Annotated in this window: 22 protein-coding genes; 10 read left to right on the top strand and 12 right to left on the bottom strand. The window is 58.1% G+C overall.

What is annotated here, in order from left to right:
- Positions 1-71 precede the first annotated feature (71 nt).
- From GC177_05985 to GC177_05975, 3 genes are all read left to right on the top strand, one after another.
- Positions 72-830: a cyclic nucleotide-binding domain-containing protein gene (locus GC177_05985; GenBank protein MBI1275503.1), complete on the top strand. Its 759-nt coding sequence runs from the start codon at positions 72-74 to the stop codon at positions 828-830.
- Between the two features lie 343 nt (positions 831-1,173).
- Entirely contained in the window at positions 1,174-1,911 is a 738-nt protein-coding gene (locus GC177_05980; GenBank protein MBI1275502.1) for a response regulator, read from the top strand.
- Between the two features lie 107 nt (positions 1,912-2,018).
- The gene (locus GC177_05975; protein ID MBI1275501.1) at positions 2,019-2,678 is read left to right on the top strand and encodes a hypothetical protein; all 660 of its coding nucleotides are present in this window, start codon (positions 2,019-2,021) and stop codon (positions 2,676-2,678) included.
- On the opposite strand, the gene GC177_05970 is transcribed toward GC177_05975, so the two are convergent.
- From GC177_05970 to GC177_05935, 8 genes are all read right to left on the bottom strand, one after another.
- The gene (locus GC177_05970; GenBank protein MBI1275500.1) at positions 2,679-3,524 is read right to left on the bottom strand and encodes a chemotaxis protein CheR; all 846 of its coding nucleotides are present in this window, start codon (positions 3,522-3,524) and stop codon (positions 2,679-2,681) included.
- A complete protein-coding gene (locus GC177_05965) occupies positions 3,521-4,111 on the bottom strand; it encodes a hypothetical protein (protein ID MBI1275499.1) in 591 nt (196 codons plus the stop codon). Before GC177_05965 ends, GC177_05970 begins: the two co-directional genes overlap by 4 nt.
- Before the next feature lie 36 nt (positions 4,112-4,147).
- Complete coding sequence (locus GC177_05960) at positions 4,148-4,531, bottom strand: response regulator (GenBank protein MBI1275498.1); 384 nt, start codon at positions 4,529-4,531, stop codon at positions 4,148-4,150.
- A gap of 7 nt (positions 4,532-4,538) precedes the next feature.
- On the bottom strand, positions 4,539-7,277 hold the full coding sequence (locus tag GC177_05955; GenBank protein ID MBI1275497.1) for a response regulator: 2,739 nt from the start codon (positions 7,275-7,277) through the stop codon (positions 4,539-4,541).
- Between the two features lie 4 nt (positions 7,278-7,281).
- Positions 7,282-7,962 (bottom strand): hypothetical protein, encoded by a 681-nt coding sequence (locus GC177_05950; protein ID MBI1275496.1) that lies wholly within the window; start codon positions 7,960-7,962, stop codon positions 7,282-7,284.
- Between the two features lie 128 nt (positions 7,963-8,090).
- The gene (locus tag GC177_05945; protein MBI1275495.1) at positions 8,091-9,497 is read right to left on the bottom strand and encodes a response regulator; all 1,407 of its coding nucleotides are present in this window, start codon (positions 9,495-9,497) and stop codon (positions 8,091-8,093) included.
- Positions 9,498-9,577: 80 nt separating this feature from the next.
- Positions 9,578-10,243, bottom strand: a complete 666-nt coding sequence (locus GC177_05940) for a ribulose-phosphate 3-epimerase (protein ID MBI1275494.1) — start codon at positions 10,241-10,243, stop codon at positions 9,578-9,580.
- Between the two features lie 14 nt (positions 10,244-10,257).
- Positions 10,258-11,715, bottom strand: coding sequence for a methyltransferase domain-containing protein (locus tag GC177_05935; GenBank protein MBI1275493.1), 1,458 nt, complete (start codon positions 11,713-11,715; stop codon positions 10,258-10,260).
- Between GC177_05935 and GC177_05930 the strand changes: the two genes are divergently transcribed.
- Both GC177_05930 and GC177_05925 read left to right on the top strand, forming a co-directional pair.
- A complete protein-coding gene (locus tag GC177_05930; protein ID MBI1275492.1) occupies positions 11,714-11,878 on the top strand; it encodes a DUF1674 domain-containing protein in 165 nt (54 codons plus the stop codon). The two genes, GC177_05935 and GC177_05930, sit on opposite strands and share 2 nt — an antisense overlap.
- Before the next feature lie 70 nt (positions 11,879-11,948).
- The gene (locus GC177_05925; protein ID MBI1275491.1) at positions 11,949-12,512 is read left to right on the top strand and encodes a hypothetical protein; all 564 of its coding nucleotides are present in this window, start codon (positions 11,949-11,951) and stop codon (positions 12,510-12,512) included.
- A 4-nt stretch (positions 12,513-12,516) separates the two neighbouring features.
- Here the strand turns inward: GC177_05925 and GC177_05920 are convergent, their stop codons facing one another.
- The 4 genes from GC177_05920 to GC177_05905 are packed head-to-tail and all read right to left on the bottom strand — an operon-like array spanning position 12,517 to position 15,851.
- Positions 12,517-13,311: an NAD kinase gene (locus GC177_05920; GenBank protein ID MBI1275490.1), complete on the bottom strand. Its 795-nt coding sequence runs from the start codon at positions 13,309-13,311 to the stop codon at positions 12,517-12,519.
- Positions 13,312-13,368: 57 nt separating this feature from the next.
- Complete coding sequence (locus tag GC177_05915; GenBank protein ID MBI1275489.1) at positions 13,369-14,523, bottom strand: DUF2336 domain-containing protein; 1,155 nt, start codon at positions 14,521-14,523, stop codon at positions 13,369-13,371.
- Positions 14,516-15,151 carry a 3-oxoacid CoA-transferase subunit B gene (locus GC177_05910; GenBank protein MBI1275488.1) on the bottom strand — a complete coding sequence of 212 codons (636 nt, stop codon included), beginning with the start codon at positions 15,149-15,151 and terminating at the stop codon, positions 14,516-14,518. Before GC177_05910 ends, GC177_05915 begins: the two co-directional genes overlap by 8 nt.
- Before the next feature lies 1 nt (position 15,152).
- Positions 15,153-15,851 carry a 3-oxoacid CoA-transferase subunit A gene (locus GC177_05905; protein MBI1275487.1) on the bottom strand — a complete coding sequence of 233 codons (699 nt, stop codon included), beginning with the start codon at positions 15,849-15,851 and terminating at the stop codon, positions 15,153-15,155.
- Between the two features lie 306 nt (positions 15,852-16,157).
- Here GC177_05905 and rpsP point away from each other — a divergent pair, with 306 nt between their 5' ends.
- The 5 genes from rpsP (at position 16,158) to leuC (ending at position 19,955) form a co-directional block, all read left to right on the top strand.
- A complete protein-coding gene (rpsP, locus tag GC177_05900) occupies positions 16,158-16,625 on the top strand; it encodes a 30S ribosomal protein S16 (GenBank protein ID MBI1275486.1) in 468 nt (155 codons plus the stop codon).
- A 69-nt stretch (positions 16,626-16,694) separates the two neighbouring features.
- On the top strand, positions 16,695-17,216 hold the full coding sequence (gene rimM, locus GC177_05895) for a 16S rRNA processing protein RimM (GenBank protein ID MBI1275485.1): 522 nt from the start codon (positions 16,695-16,697) through the stop codon (positions 17,214-17,216).
- Positions 17,213-17,926 (top strand): tRNA (guanosine(37)-N1)-methyltransferase TrmD, encoded by a 714-nt coding sequence (trmD, locus tag GC177_05890; protein ID MBI1275484.1) that lies wholly within the window; start codon positions 17,213-17,215, stop codon positions 17,924-17,926. The genes rimM and trmD overlap by 4 nt, the downstream gene beginning before the upstream one ends.
- Before the next feature lie 80 nt (positions 17,927-18,006).
- Positions 18,007-18,402 (top strand): 50S ribosomal protein L19, encoded by a 396-nt coding sequence (locus GC177_05885; GenBank protein ID MBI1275483.1) that lies wholly within the window; start codon positions 18,007-18,009, stop codon positions 18,400-18,402.
- A gap of 140 nt (positions 18,403-18,542) precedes the next feature.
- Positions 18,543-19,955, top strand: coding sequence for a 3-isopropylmalate dehydratase large subunit (gene leuC, locus GC177_05880; protein ID MBI1275482.1), 1,413 nt, complete (start codon positions 18,543-18,545; stop codon positions 19,953-19,955).

Here is a 19,955-nt window from a genome sequence, read left to right as displayed (position 1 = left end):
TAACCAAAGGGAACTTGAACAAGCGCATGCTTGTTGACATGATGAACCTGTAACAACGGTTTCAGGGGCTCATGCAGCGCGTTCAACTGGAAGCAGGCCAGCTGGTCTTTAAAGAGGGCGATAAGAGCGATGTCGCCTATGTGGTTGAATCCGGCAAAGTGGAAATTCTCAAAAAAGCACCGCATGGCGATGTAAGCCTGGCTACCCTGGGGCCGGGCGAAATGTTCGGAGAGATGGGGCTGTTTGAAGACAGGCCAAGATCCGCCACGGCGCGAGCGGTGGAAATCACCATCCTCAATGTGATGGATCATCAGGCCGTGATGCAGATGGTCGAGCAATGCAGCCAGCCGCTGCGGCAACTGGTCAAAACAGCTTTTGAGCGTTTGCAGGCTGCAAATCAGAAAATCACGGAAAAGGACAAAGCCGTGACGGTGGTGGAGTGCGATTTCGACAAGGTGGTGATCATGCCCGATTGTGAGAAGCTCGCCACTATCTTCACGCCTGTTGAGGTGCCGGTCAACAAGCTGCCGTTTCGCATAGGCGGCTATTCACATCAGGAAGAGGCGCCGGGGGCCGGCAGTTCGCAAAACCACCTGGAGCTGCCCAGTGAGGGGCCGCCGCTGATGATTTCTCGCAAGCATCTGCAAATCGAACTGCAGGAGAATGTGGCCTATCTGGTGGACCGGGGGAGCCGTTTTGGCACCATCGTCAACGGCAAGGCCATCGGGCGCGGCAAGGGTGACTATAAGCACGCCCTCGCCAAAGGGGAATTCGCGGTGCGCCTGGGTGGCGTCCATTCGCCCTATCAGATCAAGCTGGTCTGTCAGTAAAGCCATTTTGAGGTGCGGCGCAGCACCAAAGCCCCTGTTGGCGGGGGTTGAGCAGCTTTATAACCATAGTGCTGATAGTCGCGCATGCGGTATGTTAACCGCTGGCGTTCATGTTAATTATTGATGGGGGTATAAAGGTAAATATCCACATCTAGATATAGGGGGTAAAGGCTATGCTCCATACCAGATAAGAATTTTTTGAATAAAATTTGTCGTTTGTTTAACATTTATCTGGAAAAAATACTTAACATCATGTAGAGTGCCTCTATTAACGCTTTAGTAACGGGTTGGGCTGGCTGATTCGGCTGGGAAAACCTCAGTAAATGCTAGTTAGGGGGCATACATGCGCGTATTGTTGGTCGAAGACGATCCATCAACCGCCAAGGCGATCGAGCTGTCGCTCGCATCCGAGGGCATCATTTGCGACACCACCGAATTCGGTGAGGAAGGTCTGGAAATCGGCAAGCTGTATGATTACGACATCATCGTGCTTGACCTGATGCTGCCGGATATCGACGGTTACGAAGTGCTGCGCCGCCTGCGCGCCGCCAAGGTCACCACGCCGATTCTTATTCTCTCCGGCCTTTCCGGCCCGGATAACAAGATCAAGGGCCTGGGCTTCGGTGCCGATGATTACATCACCAAGCCGTTCAATAAAGGCGAACTTATCGCCCGCATTCAGGCCATTGTCCGTCGTTCCAAAGGCCATGCCGAATCCGTGATTCGCACCGGCAAGCTGGCGGTCAACCTTGATACGCGCTCGGTGGAAGTGGATGGCAAGGCCCTTCACCTCACCAGCAAGGAATATGCCATTCTTGAGTTGCTGTCGCTCCGCAAGGGCACCACGCTGACCAAGGAAATGTTCCTGAACCACCTTTATGGCGGCATTGATGAGCCAGAATTGAAGATCATCGACGTGTTCATCTGCAAGCTGCGTAAAAAACTGGCTTCCTACACCAACGGCGAAAATTACATCGAAACCGTGTGGGGCCGTGGCTATGTGCTGAAGGATCCGCCGCAATCGGCTGAGGAAAAGGCACAGGAAAAAGCCTCAAAAAAGCTTGAACCGGCTGGCGTGTAAGCGTTAACGGTTGAATGAGAGGGCGGCCTTTGGGCCGCCCTTTTTGTTTGCGCCATTGAGCCACCGGATGATCCGTGCATAATTACCTCCATACAGGAGGCTTTATCATGAAAACGCTCGTTCTTTGCCTGATGCTTCTCATCCTGCCGCAGGCAGTGCAGGCCGCGGAAGCCACGGCATCCAAAAGCTTCAAGCATGTCATGCCGCTGTATGAGCATTTCGTGGTGGTTCCCATGTCGGCAGACTGGCCAATGACGTCGGCATTTCAGAAAAAGGACAGCGCCTTTTTCATCGCGGAGTTTGTACCGCGAAAGCAGACGATTGACCAATGGAGTGAGATGATCAGCATCACGGCTTATCCCACCTCGCCTACGGCGACGGCGAACGAATATTTTGCCAAGCTGAATTCCATCCTTACCAACCTGTGCGGGGCGGAAAATACGAACGCCAAAACGCTAAAAAACGGGCAGGATGAAATGGTGGCCATGCTGGCATGCGGCAGGCTGAAGGATAGCGCATCGGGCTTTGGCGGGCTTGGCAAAGGGCAGGGTGAACTTACGCTTTACCGCATCTTGAAAACGGAAAAGGGGCTGGTTTCCATTTTCTATTCCTGGCGGGGCGATGGGTTTGATGTGAAGAACGAAACGCACTATCCTGTCAGCCAGAATGTGATTGGCAAGGCGCGTGTGGCGCTGGATGAAATCATGCTCTGCGATATCAAGAAGCCCAAAGGCGACTGCTCGACTTATGTCAAATTTGTGGAATAATCAGGCGGACGGTTTGCAGTAAGTGGCGCTGAGGCCTGAAACCGATTTAACGGTATCGGTGATGCCGATCAGGCTTTCCGCGCTGCCGACGATGATATGGCCACCCGGTTTCAGTTGCGCGGCGAGACGATCCACGATGGCTTTTTTGGTCGGCACATCAAAATAAATCAACACGTTGCGGCAATAGATGATGTCGAACTGGCCCATGTGGGCGCAGGTGCCGAGCAGGTTGTGGGTGTCGAAACGGACCATGCGTTTGATGTCGTCTTTCAAAAGCCAGATATTTTCATTCTGGGTGAAATATTTCACCAGGTAGGTGATGGGTAGGCCGCGCTGAACTTCAAATTGCGAGAAGCTTGCCTCGCGCGCCTTGTCGACGATGGACTGGGAAAGATCGGTGGCGATGATTTCCGGCCGTAATTTGTCTTTGGCATCGGGCATGTCGCTCAACATCATGGCGAGCGTATAGGGCTCCTGCCCGGAGGAGCAGGCCGCGCTCCAGATACGAAGCGGCGCACGCCAGTCCGCTTTGGCGCGGATGTCGGGGATCAGTCTGGTGCGGAATTCCTCGAAAGGTTTCTGGTCACGGAAAAAAAGCGTTTCATGCGTGGCGATGGCTTCGTCCACGGCTCGCAGAATGGGGCTGTTGCGGTTGGCCAGCTGTTCGGCCGTGCCAAGGGTCATGAGGTTGCGCACCAGGCCCTGCACGCCTTCCAAACCTTGGGTGCGGGCAACGGGACCAAGGCGTGAATCGAGCAGGTAGAATTTATCGTCCGTCAGGGCGATGCCGGTTCGCCGCTTGATCAGGTCCGTCAGAAACTGCATGTCCTGTGCGGGAAGGCTCATAATTTGATTCCAAAGCAATCGAGCAGGTAGGGCGCTACCTGATCATCGGAAATAATGACATCGGCAAGCCCGGCATCCACCACGGCCTTGGGCATGCCGTAAACCACGCAGCTTTCCTGCGACTGGGCAACCACTACGCTGCCGTTCTTGCGGGCGATCTCCGCACCCAGCATGCCGTCTGAACCCATGCCTGTGAGGATGATGACCAGCAGGTGCCTGCCATAGACTTCACTTAGGCTGCGCAGCATGACATCCACGGAAGGTCGGCAGAAATTTTCCGGTGGTTCCTTGTTGAGGTGCAGGGTGGAGCCACCTTTTTCGTCCTTGTTTGCCACCATATGAAAATCACCCGGGGCGAGGTAGACGCCTTCATTGGTGATGAGTTCGCCTTCCACCGGTTCATGGCAAGTGCGCCCAAAGCTCTGGCTTATCTGCCCGGCCAGGGTGGTGGTAAAAATAGGCGGCATATGCTGGGTGATGAAAATGGGCACTTTGGGCATTTTGCCCCGCAATTGCGTGAAGATGCCGCACAGTGTCTGCGGTCCGCCGGTGGATGCGCCGATGGCCACTGCCTTGGGGGGCAGCATGGGCAGTTTCCAAGGGGAGGGGGTTCTGGCCACTCTTTATGCCTCGATCAGGCCGAGAAACGAGAGCTTTTCCTTCAGAATCACATCGTCAAAAGGCTTCATGATATATTCGTTGGCGCCGCTTTCCATCGCCATCTGGATGTTCGGCAGTTCGTTGTGCGTGGTGCAGAACACCACCACCGGGTTTGCGCCCGTCGGCAGTTTGCGCAACTCGCGCAGAAAAGTGATGCCGTCCATCACGGGCATGTTCCAGTCCAGCAGGATGAGTTTCGGCATGGGGTTGCTGGTGACGAAATCCAGCGCCTTCTGGCCATCCTCCGCTTCGCTCACGGTAAAGCCCAGCGGCTCAAGGATGCGGCGCGAGACCATACGCACCACCTTGGCATCGTCAACAATCAGTACGGTCTTATCATTCGACATAACTTACCTATGCAGGTTGCGGCGCGGCGGCGAGGGCGTTTTCCACTTCACGCAGAAGGCCATCGCGGTCCGTCTTGGAAACATATGCCTTAAACCCGGCATTCATGCCCTGACGGATGAGGTCGGCATTCATGGCGGAGGAGAAGGCGATGATGGGGATGTGCTTGTAGCGGGCGTCGTTGGTGAGCAGTTCGGCCAGCTCGATACCCGACATTTCCGGCATCTCCACGTCGGAGACAATGAGCTTGATATCGTTGCGCGCTTTCAGCATGTCCACCACTTCAAAAGCGCTTCCCGCGGTCAACACCTGGAAGCCTTTCGCCGAAAGGAAGGGCGCGCTCAGCGTACGGAAGAAGGGGCTGTCATCCACAATCAGGATGGTCTCCTTATGGTCGATATGCTGCTGGGCATCGCCCACGCCATTGCCGCTGCTCGCTTTGCGGCTGGTGTTGCCGAAGGCTTCCAGCATCACGGCGCCTGCGTCCAGCACGTCGGTAGTTTTGCCGTTCAGCACCATGGAGCCGATGACATACGGAACATGGGCGGACATTTTGATTTCCATGCGGCCGCTGATGATATCGACAATTTCCTTCACCACCAGGCCGAGCATCTTGCCTTCGTAGTTAAAGACGATGATGGAGTAGTTGCCTTCGGCGTTTTTCTCCAGCTGGCCATTGAGCGTAAAGAGACGCATCAGGTCGCCACGGTATTGCAGCACATAGGCTTCGCCGGAATGTTCCACCTGGTCGGGGGAGATTTCCTCCAGACGGCTGACCAGGTCCAGCGGGACGGCCTTGGGCGTATCGTCGGCGGCGGAAAAGACCAGAAAGGGGATGTTGCGTTCGTCAAACATCTGCTGGTTCTTGATACCGGTATCCTGTTTGCCCGTATCCTGAGCGGCCTCGCCGCTGCGGCGGGCAAGGGCGTTGGGATCAAGGATCATGATGACGCGGCCATCGCCAAGGATGGTGGAGCCGCTGTAAAGATCGACCGAAGCGAGCATGGAGGCCACCGGCTTGACCACGATTTCCTCGGTGTCGAACACTCGATCTACGAGCATGCCGAATTCGTAATTGCCCACCTTGCAGACCACCACGTAGCAGGTGGCGGGGATGGCCTCGCCGCACAGGCCCATGAGCGCGCCGAGCGAGATGATGGGCAGCAGCCGTTCGCGCAGGCGCATGACGGGGGAATTCTCGATGGTCTCAATGCGGTAGTGGCTTTCGGGTTTGCAATAGACCAGTTCCACTACGTTGATTTGCGGCACGGCGAAATAGCTGCCCTGTGTACCGACAATCAGCACCGGCACGATGGCCAGCGTCAGCGGAATCTTGATGCGGAAGGTCGAACCCTGGCCGATTTCGGATAGAATTTCAATGGATCCACCGATCTTTTCGATGTTGGAACGCACCACATCCATGCCGACACCGCGGCCGGAAATGTTGGTGACCTGCTCGGCGGTGGAGAAGCCCGCATGGAAAATATAGCCATGCACCTGCTGGCGCGACATGGCAGCGACGTCGGCCTCGTGAGCCAGGCCTTTTTCAATGATTTTCTGGCGGATGCGGTCGGTGTTTAATCCGCGCCCGTCATCGGCAACTTCGATGATGATGTGGCCGCCTTCATGGTAAGCGGAAAGGCGCACCGTGCCGGTGGAGGGCTTGCCTGCGGCGATGCGCTCGTCGGGTTTTTCAAGGCCGTGGTCCACCGAGTTGCGCACCATGTGCGTCAGCGGATCGCGAATGACTTCGAGCAGCTGGCGATCCAGCTCGGTATCCTCGCCTTTCATGACGAGTTCAATTTCCTTGCCCAGATCCTTGGATGTATCGCGCACCAGGCGGGGAAGTTTCGACCACGCATTGCCGATGGGCTGCATGCGGGTTTTCATGATGCCGTCCTGCAGCTCGGTGGTGATGTGTGACAGGCGCTGAATGGGGGCGACAAACTCCTGGTCGTGCTTGCTGCGCACGATCTGGTTCAACTGGTTGCGCGTCAGCACCAGTTCGCTGATGGTCTGCATCAGCTGCTCGAGCACGTCGATGCCCACGCGGATGGTCTGCACGCCGGCGGCGTTCTTGTTATCGTCGCCATGTTCGGCGGCGGCGGGTTTGGGTTTTGCGGCTTCGGGGAGCTTGACCGGGGCGGGGGCAGGTTTGGGTGCTTCCGCTACGACCGGTGTTTCTTCCACCTTTTCCGCTTCGATTTCCTCAGCCGGTTCTTCTTCCGTTTTTGCAGCTTTTTTGCCTTTTGGGGTTTTTTTGCCCTTGGCCTTCGGGGCGGGGGCTTCCTCTTCCGCAGCCGGTGCGGTGGCGCTTATATCCTCAAGGAAATTGCCGAAATCCGCATCGTTGCCGTGGGCGGGGGCATCGCCTTCGCCAATATAGGCACGCAGGCGGTTGATGAGGCTGGTGTCATCCCCGGCTGGCTCCGTGCCTTCGCTTTCGAGGTGCGACATGATGTGTTTGATCACGTCGAACGCTTCCAGCACCAGGTTGATGCCTTCCGATGATACGGCCATGGATTTGTCGCGGTATTTGCCGAGCACGTCTTCACCGGCATGAGCGACATGTTCCAGGCGCGAAAGGCCGAGGAAGCCGCAGGTACCCTTGATGGTGTGCAGCAGGCGGAAGATGCTGCTGATAATGCCTTCGTTGGTCGGGTCGCTTTCCAGCGCGATGAGTTGGTTATCCAGCTCTCCCATGCTTTCGCTGGTTTCGACTAAAAATTCCTGCAGCAGATCGTCCATAACACTAACTACGGGTTGCGGTGATGGTGAAGGAGGTGAGTTCGGGTGACAGATCGGCGCGGAGGGAAAGTCCCATCTGCTGCGCAATCTGATAAGTCCAGCCGAGATGCACGTTGTGGGCGCTCAGCAGGCTGGCATCGGCCAGGCCGAGAAGCTGCTTGAGGTTGGCATCTTCCATCTGGGTTTTGATGCCTTCGGCATGAAGGCGGAATTGCGGCTGACCGCCGGTGGAAAGGCTGCCGATCTTCACCTGGCCGCCACGGATCAGGCATTCGTCGCCGATCATCACCAGCAGGGCGGAAAGACGGACTTCTTCCGTGCTCATGCTGCCCTGGAGATGTTCGGGATGCTGCCAGTCGAAGGCGAGTTTGGTGCGGCCATCGCCGATATAGTCGCTGAATATCTGCTGCACATCGCTGAGCTGCATGCTGCTGCCCGCGCGGGGGCTGCCGTAGCATATACGGTAGAACTTGACGCGTGAAACGGCGTCTTTCGCGCTGCTCTCAATCAGCATGGTGGCGTCGGCAATGCCGTCCGGGTCGCTGTCGGCCAGCAGTTCCACGCCGTTATTGATGGCGCCGATGGGGCCGGTGATATCGTGGCACAGACGGGTGGCGATCAGCTCCGCCAGCCGGGTGGTGGTGGTGGTTTCGGGAGGGGCGTAGCTCATGGTTGCGGCCAGCATGGTTGGGTCCTGAGAGGGTTTGCGAGATTTCCGTTTTCAGAAAACCTCTGTTGCGACACTAGAGGGGCAAGATTAATAAAATCTTGCTCCCCACCCGTTTCATCCACAACCGCGTGGTGATTTTTCGGTCACGCGCGCACGGCCTCAACCCCGAGGTTCAAGCGGCGATACATGGTCGAGCGTCCCACGCCCAGTATGCGCGCGGCATCGCTGATGCAGCCCTTGCAGAGGTCCAGCGCGCGCTGCATGATGGCTTCTTCCAGTTCGTCCAGGGTTTTGAAATGGCCGTGCTGGTCCAGCATCGGCAGCCATTCCTGTTGCGTACCGCGGTAGCTCGAGGGCTTTCGGATGCGTGAGGCATCGTTGGCAACCGTGGGGGGCGCGGCGTTGATGTTGAGGAGATCGGGGCCGCTGATCTGGTCGGTCCGGCACAGGATGGCCGCGCGCAGCAAGGTGTGCTCCAGTTCACGGATGTTGCCCGGCCAGCCGTAGCTTTTCAGCACCGCCTTGGCGGATTCATCCATACCGCGCAGGGGTTTCTGCTCGGTGGCGGAATAAAGGCGCAGCATGCGCTCGGCCAGGTGGATCACGTCGTCTTCCCGCTCACGCAGGGCGGGAATGCGAATGCAATTGGCCTCCAGCAGGTGACGCAGATCGCTGCGCAGCAGGCCGTTTTCCTCAAGGTCGCCCAGGCTGTGTTCGGTGCCGGCGATCAGGCGTACGCCGGGCATTCCCTTGTTTTCCTGCAGGAGCTTGATGAGCCTTGCCTGGGCCGGGTGTGGCAGCAGTTCGATATGGCCGATGTAAAGGGTGCCGTTTTCCGCATGTTGCCATTTGCCCATGTAGGGCAGGGCGCCCTGGGTGAAATTGCCTGCCTCCAGCCCGAACAGACGGTTTTCCAGCAAAACCGTGTGGGTTGCCTTGGCGTTGATGGCGATAAAGGGCTTGCCCTGGCGCGCGGAGCTGCCGTGAATGGCGCGGGCGAACCATTCCTTGCCGACACCGTTTTCACCCTGCAGCAACACGGGTGCATCGTGCTTGCTGGCGGCTTCACCGGCCCTGACGGCGCGCGCATAGGCAAGCGAGTGCCCGGTGAGGTCGTTGAAGGTCACGGCGCTGTCCTGCAGGCGGGTGTAACGCAGGGCATCCTCTCCCAGGCTGCGCAGTTTCAGCATGTTGAGCAGGGTGACGCGCAGACGTTCGCGTGAGAAGGGCTTGAGCATGTAATCGCTCGCGCCGACGCGCATGCAATTGACGACGGTTTCCACCTTTTCGTTGCTGGTCAGCATGATGATGGGCAGTTCCGGCAGACGGGGGCGGACGGTTTCCAGCACATCGAGCCCGGAAAGGCCGGGCATGTGGTAGTCAAGAATCACGGCATCCGGCCGGGTTATATTTTGAGAGAGCAGCAGCTCAGCCGCTTCGCTGCCGCTGGAGGCCTCCAGTACCTCCATATTCAAATCCTGACGGATGAAATGCGCCAATGTGGCGCGCTGGCTGGCTTCGTCTTCCACAATCAAAATGGTTTCCGGCACAAGATACCTCCATGGGTTGAAATGCTACCCAAGGGTGTATCTTATTCCGATTTGGCACGCAATAGTAGAATGTGTAGCGATTATACACGCAGACGTTGTATGTTGTCCTTGTAGGTTTTCGGCCCGCCCTTAAAGACGGCCGTTCCGGCAACAAGCACATCGGCACCGGCATCGACGGCCTGTTTAGCCGTGGCTTCCTGTATGCCGCCATCCACTTCCAGATCAATGCGCCGTCCGCTTTTCTCAATCATGCCGCGCAGGATGCGGATCTTGTGCAGCTGGGACGAAATGAAGGACTGGCCACCGAAGCCGGGGTTGACGCTCATGACCAGCACGAGGTCAAGCATGTCCATGAGGTAGGCGATAGTTTCCGGCGGGGTGGAAGGTACCAGCGAGATGCCCGCCTTTTTGCCGAGCGATTTGATGAGCGAAAGCGAGCGGTGCAGGTGCACGCCGTTGGCGTGGCGGTTTTCGGCATGGATGGTGATGATGTCCGCCCCGGCATCGGCGAAAAGGGGGATGAAATGATCGACCGGTTCGATCATCAGGTGCACGTCGAAGGTTTGTTTGCTGTGCGGGCGGAGGGCCTTGACCACGTCCGGCCCAATGGTGAGGTTGGGGACGAAATGGCCGTCCATCACGTCCACGTGGATGTAATCCGCACCGGCTTCGGTAATGGCGGCAACTTCCTCGCCGAGTTTCGCGAAATCGGCGGAGAGGATGGAGGGGGCGATTTTTACGGGCATACGCTACCTATGAATCAGGCTGTTTTTACCAGACGGCCGACAAAAAATCCATCCATGCCGCCATGTTCCTGCCAGAATTCCGGCGTCAGACGCAGGTCGCCCTCCTTGGTGACGGCCTGTTCCAGCCCGGCAGGCAGGTCAGAGGGCAAAAAGGGTTTGCGGGTCATGTCCGCATGGCGTTGCAGAAATGCGTCAATCTGCTGTTCGCCTTCTTCCGGCAGGAGGGAGCAGGTGATGTACCAGAGTTCGCCGCCTTTTTTCAGCCAGCCTGGGGTCTTGTCCAGCAGCTCGGCCTGCAGTGCGGTAAGTTCGGCGATGTCCTGCGCGGTCTTCACATGGGGCAGATCGGGGTGGCGGCGGATGGTGCCGGTGGCGCTGCAGGGAGCATCCATCAGCACGGCGTCGAAGCTGAGGCGTGCCTTATATTCACGCGCATCGGCGATGACGCATTCGGCTTCCATCTTCAGGCGCTTGAGGTTGGTTTTCAGGCGTTTCATGCGCTGGGATGAGCGATCGAGCGCGACCACATAGCCGCCCGCGGCGGCGAGCTGGGCGGTTTTTCCGCCGGGGGCCGCGCCGATTTCCAGAATCTTTTTGCCTTTGAGGTTGCCCATCAGCATCACAGGGAGGCTGGCGGCGGCGTCCTGCACCCACCAGTTGCCGTCTTCGTAACCGGGCCAGGCGGTCATGTCCGCAGGCAGGTTGTCAGGGGCCCGCAGGGTGCCGGAAGGCAGCATGGTGCCGCCATGTTCCTGTGCCCAGGCTTCGGCATTTTCCTTAAATGTCAGGTAAAGGGGCGGTTCACTTTGCCAGCAGGCGGCCCAGAGGTTCAGGCGTTCCGCCGGGTAGGATGCTTCCAGCCGTGCGCGCAGCCAATCGGGCAGGCCGTCCAGCGGGGAGGCTGGCTTGGGCCAGGGGCGCGTCTGTTTGCTGTCGGTGATGCGGCGAAGCACGGCATTGGCCAGCTTGGCGAAGCCGCGCGTGGCGGGTTGCTTTTTGGCAACTTCCACCGCCGTATCCACCACCGCATGCGGCGGCATGCCAAGCCAGGCCAGCTGATAGCCGCCCATCCAGATGAGGATGCTGACCAGGCGTTGCTCATCGCTGAGCGGGCGGTCGATGAAATGACGCTCCATGGATTTGAGCTCGGGCAGGTGGCGCAGTACGCCGAAAACCAGTTGCTGGATCAAGGCGCGATCCGGCGGGATGAGCGGCAGACGAAGGCGGAGCTCACGGCAGGCAAGGCTCAAGGCTTCGTCGAAGCTTTTGTAGCGGTAGAGGATGGCCTCCAGCGTCAGCGCGGCGGCCTGGCGGGCGGCAACGCCGGGGGAGGGGCCCTCGGTTTTGGCGCGCTGATGATGCTGACGGGCGCTGCGGCGGAGCGTCATGCTTTCACGTTCCTGCGTGCGGCTTGGCGAAGATTTAGGATTATGGTAACTTGTCATCCCCTGCACATACGGTGTTTTTGCCATGACGTCATCTTCCAAAACAGGCGAAAAGCCACAAGTTACGCCCGATAAACCTGTCAATCAGGCGGAAAAACCCCAGAAATCCAAGGAATATGGCGGGCCCAAAGGGCCGGAGCCAACCCGTTACGGAACCTGGGAAAAGAACGGCATTGAGGTGGATTTTTAAGGGCCGTCACGCCATTTTCACATAGATTTGCAACCCTATGCACCGGTAACGCCGCTTTACGGAGATTGATATGGCAGACATTCAAACACTGAGCCGCGATGAGGTGAACGACCTGGTGGCCGATGAACACCGGTTCGAGCAGTTCGGGATTTCCGCCTTCAAACGCGATATGGGAGCCAGTATTCTGGAGGGGGCGGCGCGTTCATTCGCCAATTTTGCGGTTTTCTGGGGTGTGCCGGTTCTCGGGCCTTATGCCAGTGTTACCGCCAGCGCGGCAACGGCCTATGCCGATGATGTGCTCCGCACCGATGCGCGCGCCGAGCTGGTGAAACTGACGGTCGATAAGCTCAATGCCAAAAACGGCCTTGCCGTCAGCTTCAGCGAAGACGAGGCCAGAGGGATTGCCGAGCAATATCGCCGCAGCCCGACCAATGCCGTGGTGATCGGCGGGGCCAAAGCGTTTGCCGATGCTACGTTCATTCTTGGCGCGTTCAATGCCGTGGGCCAGGAAGCCTACAATGCCAATGAGGTGAGCAAGGAACGCCAGACAATCCACACCACCGAGCGTCTTTATATGGACAAGGTAGCGCAGGAAGAAGCCGTGGCCAACATGAAACCGGCAGTAGCCCTCTAGTATTTTAAGGGGCGAACTGCTCTTTGAGCATCCGTTCTTCCAGTTTATGTTCGGGGTCGAACAGCAGGGTAAGGCTGTGGCCGCGATATTCGCTCACTTCCACTTCGGTGACGTTGCGCACTTCGGTAAAATCCGCCACGGCGCTGACGGGACGCTTCTGCGCCTCGATCACATCGAAATGCAGCGTGACGTTGCTCGGCAGCAGCGCGCCGCGCCAGCGGCGCGGGCGGAACACCGAAATGGGCGTGAGCGCCACGATGTTTGACACCAGCGGCAGGATGGGGCCGTTGGCGGAAAGGTTATAGGCCGAGCTACCGGCTGGCGTGGCGACCAGGATACCGTCGCAGATCATCTCCTCCATGCGCACCACATGGTCCACAATGATGCGAAGCTTGGCGGCCTGGCGCGTCTGGCGGTGGAGTGAGACCTCGTTGATGGCCAGCGCTTCGTGATGGCTGCCATCCAGCGTGCGCACGAACATGCGCAGCGGATAGAGCGTGGTGGCTTCGGCAGTCGCCAGGCGCTCCTCCAGCCCGCCGACGCGGAAACGGTTCATGAGAAAACCCACCGTGCCCCGGTTCATGCCATAGACGGGAATGTTCTTGCCCATGAAGCGGTGCAGTGTGTGGAGCATGAAGCCATCGCCACCCAGCGCGATAATACCGCTGAGGTGCCGCTTGTCCTTGCGCAGATCAAGGAACTGATATTGCTCCTCCAGCGCCACGCGCGCGCTTGCGGCCTTTTCCGTATCATCGGAAACGAGCGCGAACGGTATTTTCTTTTTGAGCTGGATGACCATAGAAACTCCGCCTGTCAGGCCATCTTAACAGATTGAACTGAAAAAGGGTTAACTTGGTTAAGATTGCATGCCGATGCGGATATTGTGGCCAAGCAGGGCGACGATGTAGGCCATATTATCCACTTTTCCCTGATAGCCTCCGCGCATGATGCCTTCCAGCAATGCCTCGGGGAAGCGGGCGTTCTCCTCGTGGTTCTTGATGGCATCCAGTGCCATGTGAAAGAGCACTTTCATGGCCTCGCCCATGCCGGCGGGCATGTTGGCGGCCTTGTAAATGGCCTTGAAGCCGAGAGGGCCCTGATCGTGCAGTAACTGGCGCGCATTGTTCAGCGGCACGTTGGCGCGGCTGGCGATGGCGGCTTCGAAGAAATTCACATAGCCCCAGCAAAGCGCGCGGAGCATCAGTGAAGGGGTGAGCTTCTGCGTGCGGTTGAGCTCGTCCACATAGCTTTCCATTTCTTTCTGGCTTGCCTTGGCGACGAGCGTCAGACGCGCCCATTCCTCGGTGGCCATGATGGCGTCGTCCACGCGTGACGGGGCTGCCGAGCCACCGCTGGTTTCCATCAATGCGCCGCGCAGTTTCAGGGAGACCTTGCTCACAAGGCGGTCCATTACCTCACGCGGGAGGGCGTGGCGCTCCACCATGCGGATGAGTGAGGACTCGGCCTCGGGGAAGCGTTCGAATGCCTTGAGCACGCTCTGGTCGTTCAGCTTGGCGCCCTGGTTTTCGATGACGCGGGCCAGCACGTCCTGCGGGCCGTTTTCCACCAGCGCCATGACGACCGGCTCGTTCACCACGGGGCGGGTGGCGATGGCCAGTTGCTTAGCCACAGGCGGGTTATCCTTCAGGATTTCCAGCAGGTCCTTGTCTTCCAGCACCGGGCTGAACTGCAGCAGAGGGGAGGAGACATCAATCACATCCTTAGCCATGACCAGGGCGATATCGCGCGGGAGCATGGGGTCGGATTTCAGGCTTTCGGCGAGCACCTGGCGTATTTCCACTTCCACGTCGCGGCACATGATGCGAAACATCGACAGCGCCACGTCCATATCGTCCTGGCTGAGTTTGCGGCCGCTGAAATTCTGCGCGGCGCGTTTGGTGACGCTCAGACGGATCTCGCTGGGTATCTTGTCGGAATAATTCTCAAGCCGGGAAAGGACATCCTTCAGCCCGCCGTTCAAGCCGCCATTGATACCATTCTCGTCATCCATGAATGAAATCGCACTCCGTCTTGGCCTTGATTTCCTCAAGCGTTACGCCGGGGGCAATTTCCACCAGGCGCACACCCTTGCCTTTTTGGATGCGAAATTCTCCCAGCTCGGTGATGACGGTGTTCACCACGCCCATGCCCGTCAGCGGCAGGCTGCATGCCTTGCGCAGCTTGGGTGATCCGTCCTTGGCGGCGTGGCCCATCAACACCACAATGTTTTTTACACCGGCCACCAGATCCATGGCGCCGCCCATGCCTTTAACCATTTTGCCCGGAACCATCCAGTTGGCCAGGTCGCCATTCTCGGCAACTTCCAGCGCGCCTAAAATGGTGAGGTCGATATGGCCGCCGCGCACCATGGCGAATGACGTGGCGGAATCGAAATAGCTGCTCTCGGCGAGCTCGGTGATGGTTTCCTTGCCGGCGTTGATAAGGTCGGGGTCGGCCTGGCCTTCAAAGGGGTAGGGGCCCATGCCTAGCATGCCGTTTTCGCTGTGCAGCGTCACTTCCATGCCTTCGGGGATGTAATTGGCCACCTGGGTGGGCATGCCGATGCCGAGGTTGGCGTAGCAGCCTGGGAAGAAGTTCTTCGCGGCGCGCTGGCACATTTCTTCGTTGGTCCAAGGCATGTCATTTGCTCCGCGTGGTGAGGCGCTCAATGCGTTTTTCGCACAGGCTTGCCTTAATGAGTTTCTGCACAAAGATGCTCGGAGTATGGATATTATCCGCCCCAATGCTGCCAATGGGAACGATTTCCTCCACTTCCGCGATGGTCACCTTTCCCGCCATGCACATCATGGGGTTAAAATTGCGGGCTGTCTTGCGATAAATCAAATTGCCTTTTTCATCGCCTTTCCAGGCTTTGACGATGGCCAGGTCGGCCGTCAGGCCGGTTTCCATTACGTAATGGCGGCCGTTAAACTCGCGTGTTTCCTTGCCTTCAGCCACGATGGTGCCATAGCCGGTGGCGGTGTAGAAGGCCGGAATGCCCGCACCACCGGCGCGGATGCGCTCGGCCAGGGTGCCCTGGGGGTTGAATTCCAGTTCCAGTTCGCCGCTCAGGTATTGCTGCTCAAAGGTTTTGTTCTCACCTACATAGGAAGAGACCATTTTTTTGATCTGGCGGGTTTTCAGCAAAATCCCCAGGCCGAAATCATCCACCCCGCAATTGTTGCTGATGACGGTGATGTTTTGGACGCCCGAATCACGGATGGCGGAGATCAATGTTTCCGGGATGCCGCACAGGCCAAAGCCGCCGGACATGATGGTCATGCCGTCAAATAACAGGCCTTTCAAGGCTTCCTGCGCGGTTGGGACGAGTTTACTCATGGTGAAGCCTGTAACCTAATATTATTCTATTGGAAGCTAGCCATAGCGTAAGATTGGTCAACAGAGGATTAATAGCAGCTAAAATTAGCTGCTATTAACTTGGCGTTTGCTCACTGCGTTCGCGGTACGAGCCAATTATGGCGCGGGGCCTCAATAGCCCAACTCGCTTTGCTCGTATCTATGTCGTTAATGTTATTATTGGCGGATATTTATAGGGAAAGGTGAAAAAATCACTAGCCAAGGGGAATCTTTTGGGCTATGGACACCATCCCTTATTAAACTGACCATTAACCAAAGAACAGAATCATGGCTGTAAAACTTCGTCTGGCCCGTGCCGGTGCTAAAAAACGCCCCTTCTACCGTGTGGTAGCCGCCGATGCGCGTGCGCCGCGCGATGGTGAGTTCATCGAGCGTCTGGGCACCTACAACCCTTTGCTGCCGAAAGATGGCGGCCAGCGCCTGAAGCTGAATGCCGACCGTATCCAATACTGGCTCTCCACCGGCGCCCAGCCGACGGACCGCGTGGCCCGCTTCCTGTTTGAAGCCGGCATGCTGAAGAACAAGCCGAAATTCCTGGATTACAAGCGTGAGAAAAAGGCTGTAATCGAAGCCCGCGCCGCTGCTGAAACGGCTGCCAAAGAAGCCGCTGAAGCCGCTGCCGCTGAGAAAGAGGCCGCTGCTGCCAAGGCCGCCGAGGCTGCTGCCGCACCGGCTGAAGCCGCTCCCGCTGAGGAAGCCGCTGCTCCTGCTGCTGAAGGTGAAGCTGCCGCATAGTTTAGCGGTTCTGCTTTCGATAAGCCCCTGTGTGTGATAAACGCGCAGGGGTTTTTTGTTGGGTAAAACATGAAAAACGATGACCGGATATTGCTGGCTGAGGTTGGCGCCCCCCAAGGGGTGCGCGGGCAGGTGCGTTTGAAGGCGCACACGGCCGACCCGGAAGCGATTCTGGATTACCCATTGACCGATGAAAAGGGGCGCCCGCAGGAGCTTGAGATCGTAGGCATGACGGGGCAGGGCATGCTGGTGGTGCAGTTTCCCGGAGTAAGGGACCGGAATGCGGCTGAGGCGTTGAAGGGCATGAAGCTCTACACGCTGGCAGAGCATCTACCTGAGACGGAAGAAGATGAGTTTTACATTGAGGAGCTGCGCGGCATGCGCGTGGTGGATGCGGCGGGCAAGCCGCTCGGCGTGGTGCAGGCGGTGCTGCAATATGGCGCGGGGGATATACTCGATATCGCCTTTGACGATCCGTTGCGTAAGGGCGAGATGGTGAGTTTCACCAAGGCGAATTTCCCGCATATCGACGTGAGTGCACGGCAGATCACCTTCACGCCGCCGGATGAGGTGGAGGTAAAGGACGAATGAGCCTCCAGTTCCACAGCACCTTTATCACGCTGTTTCCGGAGATGTTTCCCGGGCACCTGGCCTATTCGCTGGCCGGGCGGGCAATGGAGCAGGGCATCTGGGGCTATAAGGCCGTGCAGCTGCGTGATTTTGCCAAAGACAAGCATGGCACGGTGGACGACACGCCCTATGGCGGCGGCGCGGGCATGGTGCTGAAATGCGATGTGATGCATGATGCGATTGAAAAGGCTAAAGAAATTGCGCTTGCGGCGCTGCCGGAGGCCCCCCGTTTGGTGGCCATGTGCGCGCGGGGGCGCAAACTTGGCCAAGCGGATGTAAAATCACTGGTAAATTCCAAAAATATCGTTATTATCTCTGGCCGGTTCGAAGGCATTGACCAACGGGTGCTGGACCATCACGGAGTGGAAGAATTCGCCATCGGCGATTACGTCCTTTCCGGCGGTGAGCCCGCGGCGTTGACGCTGGTTGATGCTTGTGTTCGCCTGATACCCGGTGTAATGGGTGAGCCGCTTTCCGCCGATGAGGAAAGTTTTTCGGCAGGGTTGCTGGAATATCCGCAATATACCCGTCCGCCCGTGTGGGAGGGGAGGGAGATTCCGGAGATTCTGACATCCGGCCATCATGCGAAAGTGAAAGCATGGCGGCAGGAGGAAGCGGAAAAGACCACGCGTGAGCGACGCCCGGATCTCTGGCAGGCTTATCGCAAGTGAGGATATCGCAAAGCCTTGAATGGCAAGGTTTTGCGATGATCTCATCCCGAGTTCATCAACCCTAGTTAAGGAGCGAAATCATGAACCTGCTTCAGCAGTTCGAGCAAGAGCAAATCGCCAAACTAGACCGCAAAGTTCCTGATTTTGCGCCTGGTGATACGCTTAAAGTGAATGTACGCATCATTGAAGGTAACAACGAGCGCGTTCAGGCTTTCGAAGGCCTGTGCATCGCCCGCCACAATGACGGCATCAATTCCTCTTTCACCGTCCGTAAGATCAGCCATGGCGAAGGCGTGGAACGCGTGTTCCCGCTGTACAGCCCGCGTCTGGAATCCATCGAGCTGGTGCGCCGTGGTGAAGTTCGCCGCGCCAAGCTTTACTACCTGCGCGATCGTCGCGGTAAGTCGGCCCGTATCCGTGAGAAGCTGGACCTGACCCGTGGTCAGGAAAAATCCGGCGAGACGGATGCGGCTTAATCGCTAAGTTTTAGCGATTGCATTGTAAAGGGCGTGGGAGTCATCCCACGCCCTTTCTTTTCATCAAAAATTCATGCAGAAGCCTTGCGCGGCTTGAACCTGTGTATTAACGTGCCTTTCTTCGGAAAAGGCTGGGATTTATGACAAGCAAACGTACCCTATTCGACAAAATCTGGCAGGATCATCTTGTGCGTGTGCAGGAAGACGGCACCGCGCTGATTTATATCGACCGCCATCTGGTGCATGAGGTCACCAGCCCGCAGGCTTTTGAGGGGCTCCGTCTGGCGGGCCGCAACGTGCGCCGCCCGGGCGCCACGCAGGCCGTGGCCGACCATAATATCCCGACCGAAAACCGCGCCAAGGGCATTCGCGTGGAAGATTCACGCATTCAGGTGGAAACGCTGGAGCGCAACTGCAGCAGTTTCGGCGTGCCTTATTTCGCGCTGACGGATAAGCGCCAGGGCATTGTGCACATCATCGGGCCGGAGCAGGGCTTGACGCTGCCTGGCATGACGATCGTGTGCGGGGATTCGCATACTTCCACACATGGTGCATTCGGTGCGCTGGCCTTCGGCATCGGCACCAGCGAGGTGGAGCATGTGCTGGCCACGCAAACGCTGCTGCAAAAACCCGCCAAGAACATGCGCGTGACGGTGAACGGCAAACTGCCGCTCGGCGTAACGGCCAAGGATATCGCGCTGGCCATTATCGGCAAGCTCGGCACTGCGGGCGGCACGGGCTATGTGATCGAATATGCCGGTGAGGCGATCCAGAGCCTTTCCATGGAAGGGCGCATGACGGTGTGCAACATGTCCATCGAAGCCGGTGCACGCGCCGGGTTGATCGCGCCGGATGAGACGACCTTCACCTATCTTAAGGGCCGCCCCAAAGCGCCGAAGGGCGACCATTGGGAGCAGGCGGTTGCTTACTGGAAAACCCTGCCGTCGGATGCCGGTGCCAAGTATGACCATGAGCTGACGCTGAATGCGGCGGATATCGCCCCCATCGTCACCTGGGGCACCAGCCCGCAGGATGTGGCGGCCATTACCGACAAGGTGCCCGCGCCGGAGCAGTTTGACGATTCCAGCCGCCGCGACGCGGTGGCGCGCTCGCTGGATTATATGGGGCTGAAGCCGGGGACGAAGCTGACAGAGGTCGGCATCGACAAGGTGTTCATCGGCTCCTGCACCAACGGGCGGATTGAAGATTTGCGCGAAGTCGCCGTGATTGCGCGTGGTCGCCATGTGGCGCCGAATGTGCATGCGATGATCGTGCCCGGTTCCGGCCTTGTGAAAGAACAGGCAGAGGCCGAAGGGCTGGACAAGGTCTTCACCGAGGCGGGGTTCGACTGGCGCGAGCCAGGCTGCTCCATGTGCCTGGCGATGAATGAGGACAAGCTGAAGCCGGGTGAGCGTTGCGCGTCCACCTCCAACCGCAATTTCGAGGGCCGTCAGGGCCGCGGCGGGCGCACGCACCTTGTGAGCCCGGCGATGGCTGCGGCAGCCGCCATTGCGGGCCATTTTGTCGATGTACGCGATTTGTTGAGGAAATAA

Source organism: bacterium (assembly GCA_016124905.1).
Taxonomy (GTDB): Bacteria; Pseudomonadota; Alphaproteobacteria; order Rickettsiales; family RI-342; genus RI-342.
This window is presented reverse-complemented; position numbering and strand designations above follow the sequence as displayed.

What these genes read in the sequence shown, in the direction of transcription:
- GC177_05985 (MBI1275503.1), top strand. Translation starts at nt 72, where the DNA reads ATGCAGCGCGTTCAACTGGAAGCAGGCCAGCTGGTCTTTAAAGAGGGC.
- GC177_05980 (MBI1275502.1), top strand. Translation starts at nt 1,174, where the DNA reads ATGCGCGTATTGTTGGTCGAAGACGATCCATCAACCGCCAAGGCGATC.
- GC177_05975 (MBI1275501.1), top strand. Translation starts at nt 2,019, where the DNA reads ATGAAAACGCTCGTTCTTTGCCTGATGCTTCTCATCCTGCCGCAGGCA.
- GC177_05970 (MBI1275500.1), bottom strand. Translation starts at nt 3,524, where the DNA reads ATGAGCCTTCCCGCACAGGACATGCAGTTTCTGACGGACCTGATCAAG.
- GC177_05965 (MBI1275499.1), bottom strand. Translation starts at nt 4,111, where the DNA reads ATGCTGCCCCCCAAGGCAGTGGCCATCGGCGCATCCACCGGCGGACCG.
- GC177_05960 (MBI1275498.1), bottom strand. Translation starts at nt 4,531, where the DNA reads ATGTCGAATGATAAGACCGTACTGATTGTTGACGATGCCAAGGTGGTG.
- GC177_05955 (MBI1275497.1), bottom strand. Translation starts at nt 7,277, where the DNA reads ATGGACGATCTGCTGCAGGAATTTTTAGTCGAAACCAGCGAAAGCATG.
- GC177_05950 (MBI1275496.1), bottom strand. Translation starts at nt 7,962, where the DNA reads ATGCTGGCCGCAACCATGAGCTACGCCCCTCCCGAAACCACCACCACC.
- GC177_05940 (MBI1275494.1), bottom strand. Translation starts at nt 10,243, where the DNA reads ATGCCCGTAAAAATCGCCCCCTCCATCCTCTCCGCCGATTTCGCGAAA.
- GC177_05930 (MBI1275492.1), top strand. Translation starts at nt 11,714, where the DNA reads ATGACGTCATCTTCCAAAACAGGCGAAAAGCCACAAGTTACGCCCGAT.
- GC177_05935 (MBI1275493.1), bottom strand. Translation starts at nt 11,715, where the DNA reads ATGGCAAAAACACCGTATGTGCAGGGGATGACAAGTTACCATAATCCT.
- GC177_05925 (MBI1275491.1), top strand. Translation starts at nt 11,949, where the DNA reads ATGGCAGACATTCAAACACTGAGCCGCGATGAGGTGAACGACCTGGTG.
- GC177_05920 (MBI1275490.1), bottom strand. Translation starts at nt 13,311, where the DNA reads ATGGTCATCCAGCTCAAAAAGAAAATACCGTTCGCGCTCGTTTCCGAT.
- GC177_05915 (MBI1275489.1), bottom strand. Translation starts at nt 14,523, where the DNA reads ATGGATGACGAGAATGGTATCAATGGCGGCTTGAACGGCGGGCTGAAG.
- GC177_05910 (MBI1275488.1), bottom strand. Translation starts at nt 15,151, where the DNA reads ATGCCTTGGACCAACGAAGAAATGTGCCAGCGCGCCGCGAAGAACTTC.
- GC177_05905 (MBI1275487.1), bottom strand. Translation starts at nt 15,851, where the DNA reads ATGAGTAAACTCGTCCCAACCGCGCAGGAAGCCTTGAAAGGCCTGTTA.
- rpsP (MBI1275486.1), top strand. Translation starts at nt 16,158, where the DNA reads ATGGCTGTAAAACTTCGTCTGGCCCGTGCCGGTGCTAAAAAACGCCCC.
- rimM (MBI1275485.1), top strand. Translation starts at nt 16,695, where the DNA reads ATGAAAAACGATGACCGGATATTGCTGGCTGAGGTTGGCGCCCCCCAA.
- trmD (MBI1275484.1), top strand. Translation starts at nt 17,213, where the DNA reads ATGAGCCTCCAGTTCCACAGCACCTTTATCACGCTGTTTCCGGAGATG.
- GC177_05885 (MBI1275483.1), top strand. Translation starts at nt 18,007, where the DNA reads ATGAACCTGCTTCAGCAGTTCGAGCAAGAGCAAATCGCCAAACTAGAC.
- leuC (MBI1275482.1), top strand. Translation starts at nt 18,543, where the DNA reads ATGACAAGCAAACGTACCCTATTCGACAAAATCTGGCAGGATCATCTT.